Annotated in this window: 8 protein-coding genes; 1 reads left to right on the top strand and 7 read right to left on the bottom strand. The window is 39.0% G+C overall.

The genetic code is table 11. From position 1 onward, the window contains the following. Positions 1-131 precede the first annotated feature (131 nt). The 4 genes from QP953_RS06935 to QP953_RS06920 form a co-directional block, all read right to left on the bottom strand. Positions 132-9,527: a gliding motility-associated C-terminal domain-containing protein gene (locus tag QP953_RS06935; protein ID WP_309554430.1), complete on the bottom strand. Its 9,396-nt coding sequence runs from the start codon at positions 9,525-9,527 to the stop codon at positions 132-134. A 248-nt stretch (positions 9,528-9,775) separates the two neighbouring features. Further along, entirely contained in the window at positions 9,776-10,549 is a 774-nt protein-coding gene (gene tpiA / locus QP953_RS06930) for a triose-phosphate isomerase (protein ID WP_052592355.1), read from the bottom strand. Between the two features lie 166 nt (positions 10,550-10,715). Further along, complete coding sequence (locus QP953_RS06925) at positions 10,716-11,372, bottom strand: vancomycin high temperature exclusion protein (protein ID WP_231512748.1); 657 nt, start codon at positions 11,370-11,372, stop codon at positions 10,716-10,718. 288 nt (positions 11,373-11,660) lie between these two features. Then, positions 11,661-12,326 (bottom strand): hypothetical protein, encoded by a 666-nt coding sequence (locus tag QP953_RS06920; RefSeq protein WP_309554429.1) that lies wholly within the window; start codon positions 12,324-12,326, stop codon positions 11,661-11,663. A gap of 315 nt (positions 12,327-12,641) precedes the next feature. On the opposite strand from QP953_RS06920, the gene QP953_RS06915 reads away from it, so the two are divergent. Then, positions 12,642-13,220 (top strand): carboxypeptidase-like regulatory domain-containing protein, encoded by a 579-nt coding sequence (locus tag QP953_RS06915; RefSeq protein WP_309554427.1) that lies wholly within the window; start codon positions 12,642-12,644, stop codon positions 13,218-13,220. Between the two features lie 118 nt (positions 13,221-13,338). Here the strand turns inward: QP953_RS06915 and QP953_RS06910 are convergent, their stop codons facing one another. The 3 genes from QP953_RS06910 to QP953_RS06900 all read right to left on the bottom strand — a co-directional run bounded on the left by QP953_RS06910 (position 13,339) and on the right by QP953_RS06900 (position 17,321). After that, complete coding sequence (locus tag QP953_RS06910; protein ID WP_309554426.1) at positions 13,339-14,385, bottom strand: MlaD family protein; 1,047 nt, start codon at positions 14,383-14,385, stop codon at positions 13,339-13,341. 51 nt (positions 14,386-14,436) lie between these two features. Further along, positions 14,437-15,453 (bottom strand): MlaD family protein, encoded by a 1,017-nt coding sequence (locus QP953_RS06905; RefSeq protein ID WP_309554425.1) that lies wholly within the window; start codon positions 15,451-15,453, stop codon positions 14,437-14,439. Positions 15,454-15,983: 530 nt separating this feature from the next. After that, the gene (locus QP953_RS06900; RefSeq protein WP_309554423.1) at positions 15,984-17,321 is read right to left on the bottom strand and encodes an N-acetylmuramoyl-L-alanine amidase; all 1,338 of its coding nucleotides are present in this window, start codon (positions 17,319-17,321) and stop codon (positions 15,984-15,986) included. Between the last annotated feature and the right edge of the window lie 143 nt (positions 17,322-17,464).

Below are 17,464 nucleotides of genomic sequence, written 5' to 3'. Positions count from 1 at the left end.
AGAACTAGTTTCATTGGAGGCTCATTGTAATAATAACGAAAAATCTATGAGGAATCTTACAACAAGTATAATATTTATTTAAAATAAATTGTAGAGACTTTACAAATAAAGTCCCTACAATTTGATTTTTATTATCTCAAGAGAATAATATTCCCTTTCACTTGTTCTGTATGTCCATCTTTAAACAAGACATCAGCATACCAAGTATATGTTCCAGAAGGAGCTGGACGACCACGATAGATTCCATTCCATCCTTGCTCTGGTACATTAATCTCTGAATTGTTGCCCTCAAAGACCAAAGTTCCCCATCTATCGTACACTCTAAAGATCGTTACGGTCTGAACTTTTGAACCACCTTGAATAAAGAAGTAATCATTCACCCCATCTCCATTTGGCGTAAAGCCTGTTGGAGCATTCGCTCTTCTTAGTTTGGTTACTTCTATCATGACAATACTATCCACTGAACAGCCATTGCTATTTGTTGCTGTAAATTGATATTGTACCGCATCCTGTGGTCTAATTCCAAAGCTAAAGCTGCTGTCTGTTACCAAGCCCATTGCCCCAGAAATTTGTTGCCAACTGTAAGTCACTCCAACCGTATCGTTCAAACTAGCTGCTATCGTCAAGCTATCCAAGTATTCGATGGTTGTATCGCCTGTCATACTTGTGATAAAGAATGGATCTGCATCTTCTACCACCAACATGGTATCGGCAACACAGCCATTTTCATCTCGAACCGACAAGGTATAAATTCCTGACGCCAAGCCAGAGAAGATATTACCATTTTGCCACGTACTACCATCAATACTGTATTCTAACAAACCAACTGTCACCGTTCCTCCTGATCCAAATGCGGTCAAGGTTCCTGTTTGATCCCCTGCACACAACGTGCCTGAGGTGTTTCCTGTGATGGTCAATTCATCTGGTTGCGTAATTGAAATAGTAATCGTTTCAAAACAACCTCTACTATCGGTCACTGTTACATCATAAGTCCCTGGTGTCAAATTACTCGCTGTACGTGTTGTCGCACCATTGGACCAATTGTAGTTGTAAGGACTCGTTCCGCCAGTTGCTGTCACTTGTGCAGCTGCATTGCCATCTCCATAACACAAGATGCTATTCGTTGAAGCTATGCTCAAGCTAATTGGAGCAGGCTCTGTTATCGTGTAGTTAAACGTTTCTTGACAACCATCGGCATCCGTTACCGTTACTGTATAATTACCAGCACCCAAGCCTGTCACAGGATTGCTCACCATTCCATTTGACCAGCTGTAATTCACCAATACTTTGTTCGAACCAGTAATGTTGATGGAACCATCGGTCAAACCATGGCAACTGATGTTGCTCACTGTTTCTGTTACCGTGATGGGCGTTCCTTCTGTTAAGGTTACCGTTGCCATTGCCGTACAAGCATTGGCATCTGTAACAATTACCGAAATAGCTCCTGCACTCAAATTCGACGCATTTAATCCTACTTGTCCACTTGGATCAGTCCAAACATAGGTGTAAGGTCCAACTCCACCAGAGGTAGCATTTACGGCAACAGCTCCATTACTTCCTCCAAAACAAGAAACATGTTGTAGAACGGTGGCACTAACTGTCAATTCTGTGGGTTCTCCAATCGTACTGGTTAGTTCTAAAGAACAACCATTGGCATCCGTCACGCTTAGGTTGTAGGTGCCTGCGGGTAAACTATCGGCAACAACAGTTGTTTGAACCGGTGTGCTATTCCATGTATATTGATAAGGTCTTGTTCCGCCTGTGATAACCGCTCCCAATTCTCCAGTAGAAGAACCAAAACAAAGCGCATTGGCAGCTGTAATATAACCACTCAAAGCATCGTTTGGCTCATTGATCGTAAAGGTATCAATATCAAAACAACCATTGGCATCACTGACCGTGACAGTTTGTACACCCGCCGATAAGCCTGTGGCATTCGGGCTATTTTGTCCAGGAGCACCACTCCATTGGAAGGTGTACCCACTCGTTGGTGTTCCTCCTTGTACTGCCAAGGAGGCTGTTCCATCATTACCACCATGACAAGAAACATCGGTTGTATTAATAATGGTTGCTTGCACAGCGGTTGGTTGTGTTACTATTGCCGTAGCCATTCCAGTACAGCCATTCGCATCGCTTACCGTAACGACATAAGTACCGCCAGCTAAATTACTCGCTGTTGCCGTCGTTTGACTGCCTGCCGCAGCATCCCATTGATAGGTGTATGGTCCAACACCACCACTAACGGTGGCTGTCGCACTTCCTGTCCCTTGTCCATTACAAGTGGCAGGAGTTGTACTGCTGATGGTTGCCAAAACAACCGAAGGTTCACTAATCGTGACGGTTGTTTGTGCCGTACAGTTGTTCGTATCGCTCACCACGACTGTGTAAATGCCCGCACTCAAACCTGTTGCTGTTGCTGTGGTTTGGTTGCCTGCTGCGGCATCCCATTGATAAGTGTAAGGACTGGTTCCTCCAGTTCCTTGAGCCGTGGCTGTTCCTGTTGCCGTGCCATTACAACTAGCATCGGTTTGGGCACTAATACTAGCACTTACTGCCGTTGAGGGTTGAGTAATCGTCACACATTCTACATGCGTACAAGCATTGGCATCGGTGATCGTCACACAATGTACGCCTGCACTTAATCCTATGGTCGTGGCGGCACTGCTACCATTCGACCAACGATACACATAAGCGGTCAAGCCAATTGGTGTTCCGCCACTACCTTGTGCTGTAGCACTGGTGGTGCCACCAAAACAGTCGATAGGATCAGCACTAATGCTTCCTGTTAGAACGGTTGGTTCGTTGACATTAAACACCTCCACTCGATCACAACCATTGGCATCGGCTACCGTTACGGAGTAGACGCCTGCTGCTAAACCAGTCGCTGTAGCGGTTGTTTGAACAGGAGTCGTTGACCAAGTATAGGTATAGTTGCCAACACCACCACTTGGATAAGCTGTCGCACTTCCTGTTGCCGTCCCGTGACAAGAAACATCTGTCACGATAACTGAATCAATTAAAACAGAGTCGGGTTCTCCAATAGAGATGGGCAGTGCAATCTCACAGTTGTTTCCATCTCGTACAAAAACGGTGTAAGAACCTGCTCCTAAATTGTTGTAAGTATTGATATTGCTAAAGACATTGCCTGTTTGACCAGGTCCTGTAATTTTATATTCATAACCATTCACTCCTAAGGTTCCTGTTCCAGGAGTGGCATTGACTAAGATTTGTCCGTTGGCATCTCCATGACACAAGACATCAACAGCGGTGTAGGTGGCTGCTAATTGTACTGGGTCAGCAATGGTAATGCAAGTATCCATTTGACAACCGGCTACATCGGTGACGGTGACACAATAAGTCCCCGCTACTAAACCATTGATGTTGGCGGTATTTTGTCCTTGTGGGCTCCAAACATAGCTGTAACCACCACTGCCACCAGCCACAACCACACCAACCGATCCATCGGCAGCTCCGGTACAACTAATGGCAGCACCATTGTAGTTGCTTAGAACTTGTGGATTTAATGTGATAGCTGTTGGTTCGGTTAAGACAGAACCTGTGCTCACACTACAACCATTGGCATCGGTTACCGTTACGGTATGTGCTCCAGCACAAACGTTGGTGGCGATGCTTGTATTTTGTCCGTTGCTCCATTGATAGGTGTAATTTGGTGTTGCTCCTTGTGCATCTACTTCTATGCTACCATCACAACTTCCATGACACGATGGATTTAGTTGATTGATGATGGCGGCAGTTAATACCGTTGATGGTTCAAAGACCGTAGCACTACCTAAAATGGTACAACCATTAAAGTCAGTTACAGTTACTGTATAAGTTCCTACTGTTAGATTACTTGCTGTAGCAGTTACCTGTCCACCACTTCCAGTTGATGGATCCCATTGATAGCTATATGGGAAGGTTCCGCCAGTAACTAAGGCTGTTACCGAACCATCATTTCCGTTTTTACATTGTACCGAATCTACATCAAATCCTAGTTGTAAAGCCGTTGGCTCTGTAATAATTACGTTTGCTGTTACGGTACATCCATTGGCATCGGTTACGGTAACACTATGTGTATTGGCATCTAATCCTGTTGCCGTTGCGGTATTATCTCCATTACTCCAGTTATAAGTATATGCTCCGACACCACCAGTTAGACTAATGGTTGCTTGTCCATTTGAGCCACCAAAACAACTCACGTTGATGGTAGAGAAATTGATATTACTAAAGCCTGCTGGTTCGTTCACCTGAATACAAGTATCAACCGTACAACCATTCCCATCGGTAACCGTTACACAATGCAACCCTGCTGGTAAACCTGTTGCCGTTGCTGTCGTTTGTGCACTGCTATTCCATGCGTAGCTAAAGCCTCCGACACCACCACTAGCATTGATCGTCGCACTTCCGTCAGAAGCTCCGTTACAGCTTGCCGATGTACTTGATACGGTAAAGCTGATGGCAGAAGGTTCCGTAATGGTATAACTCTCTGTGATTGAACATCCATTGGCATCGGATATGGTTACGGTATGCACGCCTGCGGCTTGACCAGGGCTTGTGGCAGAAGCTGTTGCTCCTGTCCCCCAATCGTAGGTATATGCAGGTACTCCTGGAGTACCTCCACCCACTGTTGCAGTTGCAGTACCATCCGTACCACCATGACAGCTTACTGCTGTTGTGCTTATTGTTGCTGTTACTTGACTTGGTTCGCTTATGGTTACACTACTTACATCTGTACAACCATTTGCATCACTTACCGTTACAGTATAAACACCTGTTGCTGCATTCAGTCCTGTTGCCGTTGCAGTCGTTTGTGGAGGTGCTGTTGACCATACAAAACTGTATGCTCCTGTTCCTCCTGCACCTACAGCAGTTGCTGTTCCATCAGAAGCTCCATTACAAAGCGCATCTGTACTTGTAGTGGTAGCTGTTACAGCGGTTGGTTCTGTTATCGTAATTGTAGAATTAGATGTACATCCATTCGCATCGGTAGCTGTTACAGTATAAACACCTACACACAAACCTGTCGCAACAGCAGTTGTCTGACCATCAGACCATACATAAGTATGCGTTCCTGTTCCTCCAGTTGCAGCGGCAGTTAATTCACCATCACAAGCTCCATTACAACTAATAGATGCACCATTATAATTAGAAGAAATACTAGTAGTCACTGTAACTGCAGACGGCTCTGTTATTGTAACAGATTCTGTTCCAGTACAACCATTCGCATCGGTAGCAACTACAGTATAAACACCATCTGCTAAACCTGTTGCAATAGCAGTTGTTTGAGCAGGTACGGTATTCCAAGAATATGTATAACCTCCAGCACCTCCTGTTCCTGTCGCTTCAGCCGAACCATCAGAGACTCCGTTACAAGTTGGGGCTACGATATTACTAATTGTTACGGTTACAGGAGCTGGTTCTGTTAGGGTCACACTAGAAATAGAACTACATCCTAAGCTATCGGTTACGGTTACAGAATAAGCTCCAACACAAAGACCTGTTGCGATTGCTGTATTTTGAGCAGGTACAGTATTCCAAGTAAACGTATAACCACTTACAGATGGTGTTCCCCCACTTCCAGAAGCCGTTGCTTCACCATCACAAGTTCCTCCACAACTAATCGGAGATCCGTTAGGGAAACTAGATGTTACAACAGCATTTGATGTTACGGTAACTGCTGGTTGCGTGATTGTAATACAAGTATCTACTGTACATCCATTGGCATCGGTTACCGTTACACAAATTGGTCCTGCTGATAAACCTACAGCCGTAGCTGTTGTCTGACCGTCAGACCATACATAAGTATGTGTTCCTGTTCCTCCACTTCCTATGGCAGTTGCTTGTCCATCAGAACCATTAAAACAAGTTACATTAGTTTGCGTTGTTGATACACTAACAGAACTAGGTTCGCTAATTGTAACACAAGAACTTACCGTACAAGCATTTACATCTGTCACTGTTACGCAGTGATTTCCTGTAGGCAAACCTAGCGCAGTCGGAGTTGTTTGACCATCAGACCATACATAAGTATAACCACCAAAACTACCAACAGGTGTTGCCGTTGCTTGTCCATCAGGTGGTGCTATTCCATTACAAGATAAATCTGTTCCTGCCAAAGTAACTGTCAAAGGAGTTCCTACCGTTACGGTCATACTATCGACTCCTATACATCCAACATTATCTTCTACTGTCACAATATAAGTTCCAGAAGCATTAACATTGATTGTTTGTGTTGCTGCAGCCCCAGGACTCCATGTATATACAGAGAAACCTGCTCCTGCATCTAAGGTTACAGAATCTCCTGCACATAATGTTGTTGAGCCACTAGCTACTATTGTTGGTGTTGGACCAGGAACTACAGTTATGACCACAGAACCTGTATCTAAACATCCATTATTATCGGTTGTTGTAACGCCTACTGTCATAGTAGTCGAAACAGTTATTGTTTGTGTTGTTTCTGATGTTGACCAAGAATAATTGGCAAAACCTGCCCCTGCATCTAAGGTTACAGATTGCCCTACACAGAAAGTAGTTGGACCACTTGTTCCTATTGTTAAAGGATCTATAGAACCACAACTAGCCGCACAACAAGTAATTGTATCTGGTGCTCCATCTGCACAAGTATTGCCAGATTGAGGGTAAATAATCATTGTAACACATTGTCCCGACGATAAGCCTGTTACTTCAAATGAATCGACATTAGAAGCTACGATTGGTTGTACTACGCCATCTATTGAAACAACATATCCTGCTGCACCAAATACAGGCACCCAATTAAACGTTACACTATTATTAGTAATTGTTCCACAACTAGTAATTGGAGATGGCAAAGCCGTATCAATCACTACGTTTACAGAAGCAGTATCTCTACATCCAAATAAATTAGTCGCAATCACATTGTACGTTGTATTTACAGATGGGCTTACTGTTGGGCTATCACAAGCAACACAACTAATTGTTGCATTGTTAGGCGACCATTCAAAAGTAGCTGCTGATAAGTCTTGGAAATCTAAACACCAATCTGTTAATGTCAATGCAGGAGTTCCAACACTCAACCCATTGTTACGATGAACAACCATTAAGGTCCAGTTACCATTTGTCGTTGCACCTAACAAAGGATTGAAACCTGTTGCCCCTGCTTGAGGGAAGTAGCTTACACCAGGTGTAATTGGTGGTCCAAAAGGTAAACTTGTAATTGGTGTATTTCCTGCTGCGATAGAGAAAGTTGATGATGGGAATACAGTATTAAATCCACCATTGTTAAAGGTTAATTGAACTGTTTCTCCACTTGGCGCAATTAAATATGCTTGGATGTGTGCTAATACATTTGTTCCAGAGTTGGTTGTCAAACCAAAACAAGTACTTAAAGAAGCTAATAACGCTCCATTTACATTTACTGGAGCAACTCCAGTTACGTTCAATGTAAATCGAGTTGTATCTTCTGGTTGAATGCTTGTTGGTCCTGTATATGGGAAATTATTAGCTCCAGGTCCAGCAGCAACAGCAGCGCCTATTTGTGCTGCGTTTCCATTACACAAAATAATATCAGAAGTAGGTTGAATTACGGCAGGGTAAGGAGTCGTAATTTCTACTGTATCTGTCACTTGAGGACACAAACCATCATTATAAGTTAAGACGTACGTTTGTGCTGTCAACAAAATTACTTCTGGGTTCGGAATATTAACATTATTAATATTAACATTCGGCGACCACAAATATGTCTGTGCTGGCGGAGGCGTACCATTATAAGATACATTTACTCCTAACTGTATCGTATCCAGTTCATTTGGACACATAAAATATTGACTTGCAGTTGTCTCAAAGTTATTCAACTCCATGACATCTATAATAAAACTATCTCGAGCAGAACAAGTCCCGCCTACTACATTATAATATATAATATGTGACCCTACGGAAGTATTCGAGATATCTATAACTCCTGAAATTGAATTGATAGCTACATTTGCATCTGAGCTAAATGTTCCTCCTGGAGTTCCTGTAATGGTTGGTGTTGGATCTGGTCCTTGACGGCACCAAAGAGGTTGTGCATAACTAAATGTAGGATCTGGTACATCAACAATCGTAATCTGAATAGAGTCAGATGGACATATAGAAACAGAGTCCAGTGTATATACAATATCGTATGTTCCTACAGCCGAAGAATCTAAATCAATAATACCTGTAATAGAATCCATCACCAAGCCCACAGGGTTGGTGGGTAAGCCCAGGAAGACCCCTGCGGAGTCTCCAATGACGATAGGAACAGGATCCACATCGTTCCTACAGTATATATTATTGGTATAATTTGCTCCATAAATAACCAAAGCATAACTCAATAATTGTATTGAGGGGACGGGACAAGCATTATCATTTATATTGATCGAGAAAGGATATGTACCAGGTGTTAAATTGATAGAGTTAACTGTAAAGGTCAAAATAACTGAATCAATAACACTGTTATCTACGTTATAACTAACTACAGCACCAGGTATAGCACTGATAATATTACTAGTAACTGTCAAAGAGTCACCATTAGGATCTTCAATGACTAACTCAAAAGAAGCAAAATTACCTCTACATAACTCCAAACTACTTCCATTTATTGTAATTGCAGAACCTTGTACTCCATTAGAGTCAACGGCTGGTGGGTCGTTATTACAGTTTGTCTGAATTACAATCTGCACTTCACGTATTGTTGTTGCGATAACAACTCCATTTCTTATCTCTTCTATTTTAATCCCAATCATGGCAACTTGTCCTGTGTTGTCCGCAGGCAAAAATGTCATCTGTCCTGTTGTAGAATCAAACTGAAAAGTTGTTGTAGGAACCAATTGAACAGGGTTGGTTGCAGAAAGTCCTGCCACAAATGGAATGTTAGCAGGAGGATCGTTCTGAGGATGAATTAGAGAAAAAACTAAAGTATCTCCATCTGGGTCAAAAGCCCCGTGATTATATTGTACCAAAGAACTATCACAACCATAATGAATTGGTAAGTTTGAAAATTGCACAGAATTATTACATGGAACTACATTGGTATTAATGGTTGTAAATACATTGGTTCCTGCACTACTTGCGTTTTGCAAATTAGTTACGGCAGCTGATCGACAACAGGTACCATAACTAGCTGTCCAAATACATCCTGCGGGTAGCGTTGTGACGCCTCTATAAACCCACTCTCGAGAGGCTTGCTGCGACCCACCATTACAGACAGATAAAGAAGGACTACATAATAATTCATCAACAGGACGTCCCCCAAAACCTGCAACAGTATCGAGCGTTAAATCGGCGACTGTTCCTGTGCAAGTTCCATTGTTCGAAAATTCCAATGTAGTGCTTGTAGGTAAACTAATACTGTTGGGGTCACAATCACCATAACAAGTCATTGTAAACTCGTACTGGTTTCCACCTAAACAGGTGTAAGTTATAGAACAGCCTAAGTTGTGACTAGCAAAAGCTGTTGTGTAAGTACCTAAGAGTAGTAAGCTGAATAAACTTACTCGTCCAAGAAGTGTAAGGAGGATTTTCATCTTGAGTAGTGTTGTTTGTATATCGCTAATTTTATAAAAATGATTTTCAATGAATCAAACTATTCGGCCTATAGGGGGCTAATGCTTGATTTATTAATTTGTTGTAAATAAACTGTATAAGAATTCTATATAGAACGTAACAAAACGTTAATTTGTATCTACCTGAACAAAAAAAAATGAAAAAAAAGCTAGATTTTAACACTTTCTTACTCTAAATCAGAATAATAAACAGGCTTGAATAAGCTTGTTTAAGCCTGTTTTGCTCTAGCTTGAATAATTTGTAAAAAGTCTTCTGATTGAAGGGAAGCCCCTCCTACTAAACCACCATCAACATCTTTTTGGGCGAATAACTCAGCAGCATTAGAAGGTTTGCAACTCCCTCCATAAAGAATAGAACAAGCGTTGGCTAATTCGGCAGTATAGTGTTCAGAAATTTGATGACGAATGAATTGATGCATTTCTTGTGCTTGGGCAGGGCTTGCTGTTTTTCCTGTCCCTATTGCCCAAATAGGCTCATAGGCAATTACTACTTGTTTCATTGCATCTTGTGAGAGGTGAAACAGACTTTCTTTTAGTTGTTTCAAAACAAAGTTTTCTTGTTGATTGGCTTCTCTTTCTTCTAAAGGCTCGCCACAGCAGAAAATCACCTTTACTCCAGCTCTAATAGCAGCATCAACTTTTTTAGCTAAAACTTCATGATCTTCTTGAAAGAATTTTCTACGTTCAGAATGCCCTAAAATAACATAGGTCAGATTCATGGAAGCTAACATTTCTGCTGAAATTTCGCCAGTATAGGCTCCCTTCGGTTCATAGTGACAATTTTGTGCTGCAATATTGACATGAGCAATATCTTTGCTCATACTATTAATGGTATGAAGGTAGGGTGCTGGAGGAGCTAGAACTATTTCTACCTTATTTGACATTTTTTTGGCTTTCGCCAAAATCTCACTAGCTAACGAAAATGCTTCGATGAGATTTTTATTCATTTTCCAATTTCCTGCAACAATTAGTTGGCGATTCATAAATTTTGATTTTAGAAAAATAAAAGTGTTGGGAGATACGTATTCGCGACGAAATTACGCTTTTTTAACAATTATTTTAGCTAAACATCAACTGAAACTCAAAAATTGAAAGAACTATGTATGATTCTAATTGCATCATACGATGAAATTGACTAAGCGACTCTTGTTATACTCTTATGGTAATTTTATCCCCCAAAAACTTAGGTTGTGTATCTAATAAATACAAGTCTAATAAAGCTTTAGGTCGAGCTAAATATTCTCTCCATACGGTTTTAAGAGTAGCTTCTTTCGGGTAGGCTGCATTGTAAGCAACGGCATCGATACCATAGTGTTGGGCAATAAACAAAGCTCTATAATTATGAAACTCTTGTGAAACGATGGTAATGCGTTTTTGTTGGAAGATTTTGTGGCTACGCACGACTGAATCTAGCGTTCTTAATCCTGCAAAATCCATAGTAATACAGGAATCGGGTACTCCTAATTTTATCAAGGCATGGCGCATGTCTCTAGGTTCGTTATAGTTCATAGAACTATTGTCTCCACTAACTAAAATATGTTTCACCTTACCTTCAAAAAATAATTCTGCTGCTGCTTTTATTCGATGTGTAAAAAAGGGGTTTTCAACAATACCATTAACACTTCGGCTTGTCCCCAAAACTAAAGCAACATCACTATACCCTACTTTCTGAATATCGTTATAAACGTTGGAATTTACGGCTATAAGTACGACCAAGTTTGCTAATAAAACCATCAAAACACCTACAATACTTCCTAATAAAGTGTATTTTGATAACCTCCCCATTAACACTAATAATGACTGCATGATTTATTCGTTTTTGTGATCGTCTACATATGCATATAACTTACAAGCATAAACAATTGTAAGCAGAATACAGGTAAAATTCCCCTAATCTTTTGTTACAAAGAATTGGTTATTTAGCTTACCCAAGGCATTATTTCAGGCGATACCTTTGATATTCTATACATAATAAACATTAAATTCTAGAGACGGGGGCGATTATCTTTATAGTGCTTAACGCAATATTATATTGTAAGTTACATTTTATATTCCAATTTTAAACAAAACAATCCATCAATTAACGTAATATTATTATTTCCCGTTCAGTTCTAGTTTTAAATTTTTTCGTGCCGTTTCTTCATATTTCTCAAAAAAAACAGACGAAAAGTATATTTTCTCACGTGCTAAAAAGTTCTTTAAAACCTTTTTTCTGCCCATTTTGTACAACAGTTTAACATAAGCCGTTTTGTACTCTTGCCATATGGCTTCGCTGTATAATTTATAAGTTAAAGTACTTGCTGCCAAAATTGAGAGATCAAAATCTAAGAAAAAATAAGTGTCCATTTTTTCTATTCTAGGATAATGTCCTTCTGTACTCAAAATAAGTTCCTTAACATACTCTAGGCTAGGCACATCCAAATAGATTTCAAACAATTCTTGCGCCAAATTGGCAGATTGACGTTCATTATCCTTAGCTTTTACAGTATAAATAGCATCGTGGTACCATATTGCCACTTCAAATAATAAAGGCGCTTCTATTTGAGCTTTGTACTGATCCAATAAATTTAAGAAATTTGAAATATGAACTAAATTATGATAATGTCGATGCTCTTCATGGTACAAGTCATACAATTGTTGATAATACTCTTGGGCTTGTACAAAGGGAACACCCAATGCTTGACACAAGCTCAAAAAACGATTTTCTAAAATTGCTTCTTTTTCTTTTGACAATGTCCGTTTCACTAATAAGTCTATCATTCTGATCACTTTATATCATTTTGATTCTTTCGACAAAAGATCTAATTCCATAGATTGATTCCCAAACATAATCTATTTTTATCCGTATATATTTATATAAACACTTAGTTGTGTCGTTGACTTACGGTCTTAGTTACTTACTATACTACATAAACCCACTATGTTCGCCTTGTACCAACTACTCAAACAATAATACACCTATTTTTTAGTTAGGCAATCACTCAGAACAAGAGTCTACTCTATAAGATTTTTTGCTACTGAATTACTTGCTATCGTATTATTAAGAGCTCTTTTTCACTTTAACGACTCTCGGTTATGATGCTTATAATTTTAACATATACTTTCTTAGTATTAAGTCCGCGTTCTTATGCTCAATCTGGTTTTATCACAGGAAAGATTTACAGCCAAGTTACAAAATCAACACTACATAACGCAAAAATAGTCTTAAAGAGAAATAATAAGTATCATAGTAAAACAAAAACTGACCATGTTGGAAATTATTGGTTTGGTCAATTAAGATCAGGAAATTATTCTATTTCAATCTATCATGATGGTTACTGTATCTTGGAAGTTGACAAAATTGCACTGCAACACGATGGAAGCATCGAATTGGATTTAGGTTTAGTCGTACAAGCAACCAACACTAATATTGATGCAACAGCAGATAAAGTTTATCAAGTTTATCAAGCTCCTATTTGTATTGACTTAGAAAAAGCATCAACAGCGCATCAAGACTTTAGAAATGAAATTCGTATTCTCAATGAAGTCTATAACGGCCATGAAATTCGCATTGCTCCTAGTAGAAGAGCACCTAGTCGAGCCGAACAAAATCGACCAACGCATTATCATGAAAGTTTTAAAGGATTGGAAAAAACAAGTGCTGTTTTGCGCTAAAAAAGCAGCGGCATTCTGTAAAATTGCAGCTAACTATTGATAGCATCCATACACACAAAAAGAGGACAAGTAGTTGAAACCACTTGCCCTCTCCTATTATTTATTTTTAACCGTTCGATTATTGGTCTTTAGGATCTTTACCATCTTTCAATTTAGGATCTTGATCAACGGGTTTATATGGCTTGTACTTGCCACTAAGAACCGTTTTATAACGTTCTGGATGCAAGCGGATATCTTGAAGCAATAAATTTAGATTTTCAACTACTTCGTCAATATCTCCTTTAAAGTTTTTGTCATTGAACAACGCAGCGACCAAACCATTTTGATTTTCAAAATCTGTAATTTTCCCAATATTATCAATCATGTTATTGGCTTTGCTCAAAGTACCATCTAGCCCATTGACTACTTGATTAATATTGTCCAATGCTTCTTTAGCAGAGGCAATTGTTTTTTCTAAATCGGCATCTTTAACCTGTGTTGTAATGGTATTAATATTTTGCAACATACTAGTAATTTCTCCATTACTATCCTTAATATTTCCTGTAATTTTCTTTAGATTAGATAAGGCTACAGAGATATTTACAGATGAACTAACCAATAGATTATTCACTAAATCCGTCAATACTTTTACATTAGTAATAACCCCTTGTAATTCTTTAAAGGTAGCGTTCAATTGCTTGTTATCATCCATAGACAACTTAGCGACAGCACCTAGTATGGTATCAATTTTACCTAAATAAGGATCCGCCACCTCTAGAATACCATCAACCATACCCGATACATTTCCTTGTAATGTTCCTCCCGACTCTAAACAATCATTGCCACAATCACCTACAAATTTCAAAGAAATTTCTTTGCCTCCCATCAACGAAGGTTGTACAAGGACAGCTCTCGCATCTTTAGGTATTTTGGTACCATCCTGAATATTCATTTCCACAATTACATGAGAGTAATCTGGAGAAGGTTTGATATTTGTTACTGCACCAACTTTATATCCACTAATTGTTACAGGAGCGGCAATGTTTAAACCATCAACAGAAGTAAACACTGCATTCGCAACGATATCTGATGAAAATATATTCTTTCCTTGTAAAAAGTTGTACCCCCAAATTAATAAGACGATAGACACTAAGCCCAGAATACCAATTTTAACTTCGTTACGCACGTTCTTTATGTTTTAATTTTATAATAATTCCTTATGTTTTAATGCAATAAGTTACTTCTTTTTTTTCTTTCTTAATGAAAGATTATTTTGTGGCTGTTCTCGAATGTCACGAAGCTTCTGAGAAACATTTTCTACACTATTGTTTAAACTATCTTTGTAATCAGCATCATACAACAGTTTAGGTACCATTCCCGACGCACCTTCTTTGTAAGGAGCAATTTTTAAGTTCAAGCTATCCAATGTATCGTCAGCTTTTGCTATAATAGCCTCTGCCTTTTGGATGTTTTTAGGCAATGCTTCTGCTTGTTCCTTTAAGGTGTACAATATTTTTGTCATAGCTTCAATATCTTCTTCCGTCAAAGAAGATAAGTTATCCAACAAAGAGTCTAACGCCATTGCCATTTCACGAGTTGGTGTTACCGCTGTGGCATCCACCTCTCCCTCTAACAAACCTGCCGTGAGTTCTTTAAAACTCTTAATTGTGCTTGGTAATGTTCTATTCATTCCTCTCATTTTACCTTCGAGCCCATTGGTAGTTTTGCGCAAACTAGCTACTGAATTATAAGCTTTTGTTAGCATCTTATCCATACCATTTGGTCCCATTAGTGTATCGGCTACCTTACCAAACGACTCTAAGATCGGTTTTGCAACTGCTGCCACCTGCATTTTCATATTGTTGACACCACCAATTATAATATCACCATTTTTCAAGCAATCGTCACCATCACAAGCGCCAGTATAGTCAATGGTTACCATTCTACCTCCCAACAAAGAAAGTTCGGTAATATTAGCCCTTGCATCTTGTGGTATTTTGGCAGAAGGTTCAATATCCAAGTCCGCCCACAAAACGTCTCCTACCTTATATATAGCAACGACTCTTCCGTATTCTCGCCCTTTTATATAAACAGGGTTTCCCATCTTTAAAAACTCCAAATCCTTAAATTTAGCTTTAAGAATCAAGTTTCTAGAGAATACATTTTGTCGATTCAGGTAATTAAAGGTAAATAAGGTCGTAAATAAAATAACAAGACCAATAAACCCCACCCTTGCTTCTTTAGATATTTCCAAGTTGATTTTTTTTTGTATTAAGTAAATTCAATAGTCTGCTTTAAAATCGTATTGTATTAATAATCAACTACGCAGCTATCACGAAGTAATATGATACGACACCCCCACGAAGTAGTAGTAAATCTAAAAAATAAAATCCATCGATCTGCTTGTTGGATATTCAAGTACTGTACATTCGGTCAAATTCGACTACCTTTCCTTAAAATGAACCTCAAACTATTGCTGCAAATTTCCGACAATTTACTTTTCTATCTTTAGATAGTAGTTTAGCTGTGTGGCATTTGCTAAGTCCATGAGATCATAGGCTTAGTTTTTCGTTCTGTCACCAAATTTTGCACCAAACCACAAATAGTAAACCAACCATTTCAATTCATCAAGCAACAATTACAAATTAGATTTTTTACTCAAAGAATATTTAGGTCAGTTCTAAACACAGCTACAACATACCAAAGTAAATAAATTCTTTTGAATAAATGAAGCATTTGAGAATAGTTGTACAATTAAAGTGCATCACATTGGCTCTATTATTATTACTGAATAGCTTCTGCCATAGAAATTCTTTGACCATTTCTAAACGCTACAATAAAGGCATCTTTAAATCCATTCTGACGCCAATATTCTTGTTGTTGTGCAGCAGTATTCAAGTCTATATACGTTCCAATCAAAAGTTTATAAGAGTTTCCTACTTTCACACACTCTACTCCTTCGATGGCTGCCCAAGTTCCCGTTTTTACGCTTGTTTTTTGTGCTACTGCGGCTAACTGGACTCTAAAAACAGTTTTATTGTTAGTATTATAAACACTTCTGGGCTTGATTGGTTGCAAACTTGTTGGATACATTTCTGTAATCGAAGGCATTTCCTTCACAGGAGGCTCTTCATTGAATGACTGTCTAGGCGCATCAAATATAGCTTCATTAACCAACGGCTTAGAATCAGGAACAACTGTCTTTCGAACAAATTGGTGTTTTTCGGGTGTCTTTTGATAATAATGCTTCTTAGCCAAAGCTGTTGTTGAATAGGTAGGTTGTGTTTTAGTCGTTGAACGTCCTTTCACCATTCGATAATTATAATTCGTTGCCTGTTCTACGGCATATTTGTACTCTTTTAAAGCTCGATACATTGCAGAAGCAGTATACACTTGTCCTTTTTCCGAATTGAGATAACTTTCTTCTATAGTATTTGACAAAAATCCTGTTTCGACCAAAACAGAAGGCATCGTTGCTGCTCTAAGCACCAAAAAACCAGCTTGCTTTACGCCTCTACTTTTGCGTTTAGCAGTATGTATAAATTGTTGCTCTACTTTTTCTGCTAACAACAAACTTTGAGATAAGTAAGCATTCTGATACATACTTAACATAATATGACCTTCAGAAGAATGTGGATCATAGCCACCATAGTTTTGAGCATAGTCTTTTTCTAACAGAACCGCTTTATTTTCTCTTTTAGCAACATTCAAATTTTCTTCAACTCGATGCAATCCCATCACATACGTTTCCGTTCCTGCAACCGTATTGGTTCTATGCAGCATCGAATTACAATGAATGGAAAAAAACAAATCTGCATGATTATTATTAGCAATGGCAATGCGTTGATGCAGCGGGATAAAACTATCTGTGGTTCTGGTATACAAAACCCGTACGCCAGGCATATACTGCTGTACATATTGCCCCAATCGAAGGGCTAATTTCAAAGCAATATCTTTCTCTTTGACCACGCTTCCCAAAGCACCACTATCTTTCCCTCCATGTCCAGGGTCAATTACTATCGTAAAAACACTATTGGATGGTCTTGATTGATAAGTTGAAGTTTCAGAGAAAAAGGGCAAACAAACAAATAAAAAAATAGCAACAATTGTTGATTTTTCCACAATACTTACAGATTACAAGGTTGCAACACATCAAGCAAAGAAGCCTGTAGTACATCACATACCCCAAGGGATTTGATTAAAAATTAAAACTCGTTGACAAATTTTAGGCTCGTGTGATTTTCGAATAATAATTGGGGCTAAAT

The sequence above is a fragment of the Aureispira sp. CCB-E genome, from assembly GCF_031326345.1.
Lineage (GTDB): Bacteria > Bacteroidota > Bacteroidia > Chitinophagales > Saprospiraceae > Aureispira.
Note: the sequence above shows the minus strand (reverse complement) of the source record. Positions and strands in the feature narration are given on the sequence as shown.

Coding starts and splice junctions, on each gene's coding strand:
- QP953_RS06920 (WP_309554429.1), bottom strand. CDS start 12,326: ATGATAGACTTATTAGTGAAACGGACATTGTCAAAAGAAAAAGAAGCA.
- tpiA (WP_052592355.1), bottom strand. CDS start 10,549: ATGAATCGCCAACTAATTGTTGCAGGAAATTGGAAAATGAATAAAAAT.
- QP953_RS06925 (WP_231512748.1), bottom strand. CDS start 11,372: ATGCAGTCATTATTAGTGTTAATGGGGAGGTTATCAAAATACACTTTA.
- QP953_RS06935 (WP_309554430.1), bottom strand. CDS start 9,527: ATGAAAATCCTCCTTACACTTCTTGGACGAGTAAGTTTATTCAGCTTA.
- QP953_RS06915 (WP_309554427.1), top strand. CDS start 12,642: ATGATGCTTATAATTTTAACATATACTTTCTTAGTATTAAGTCCGCGT.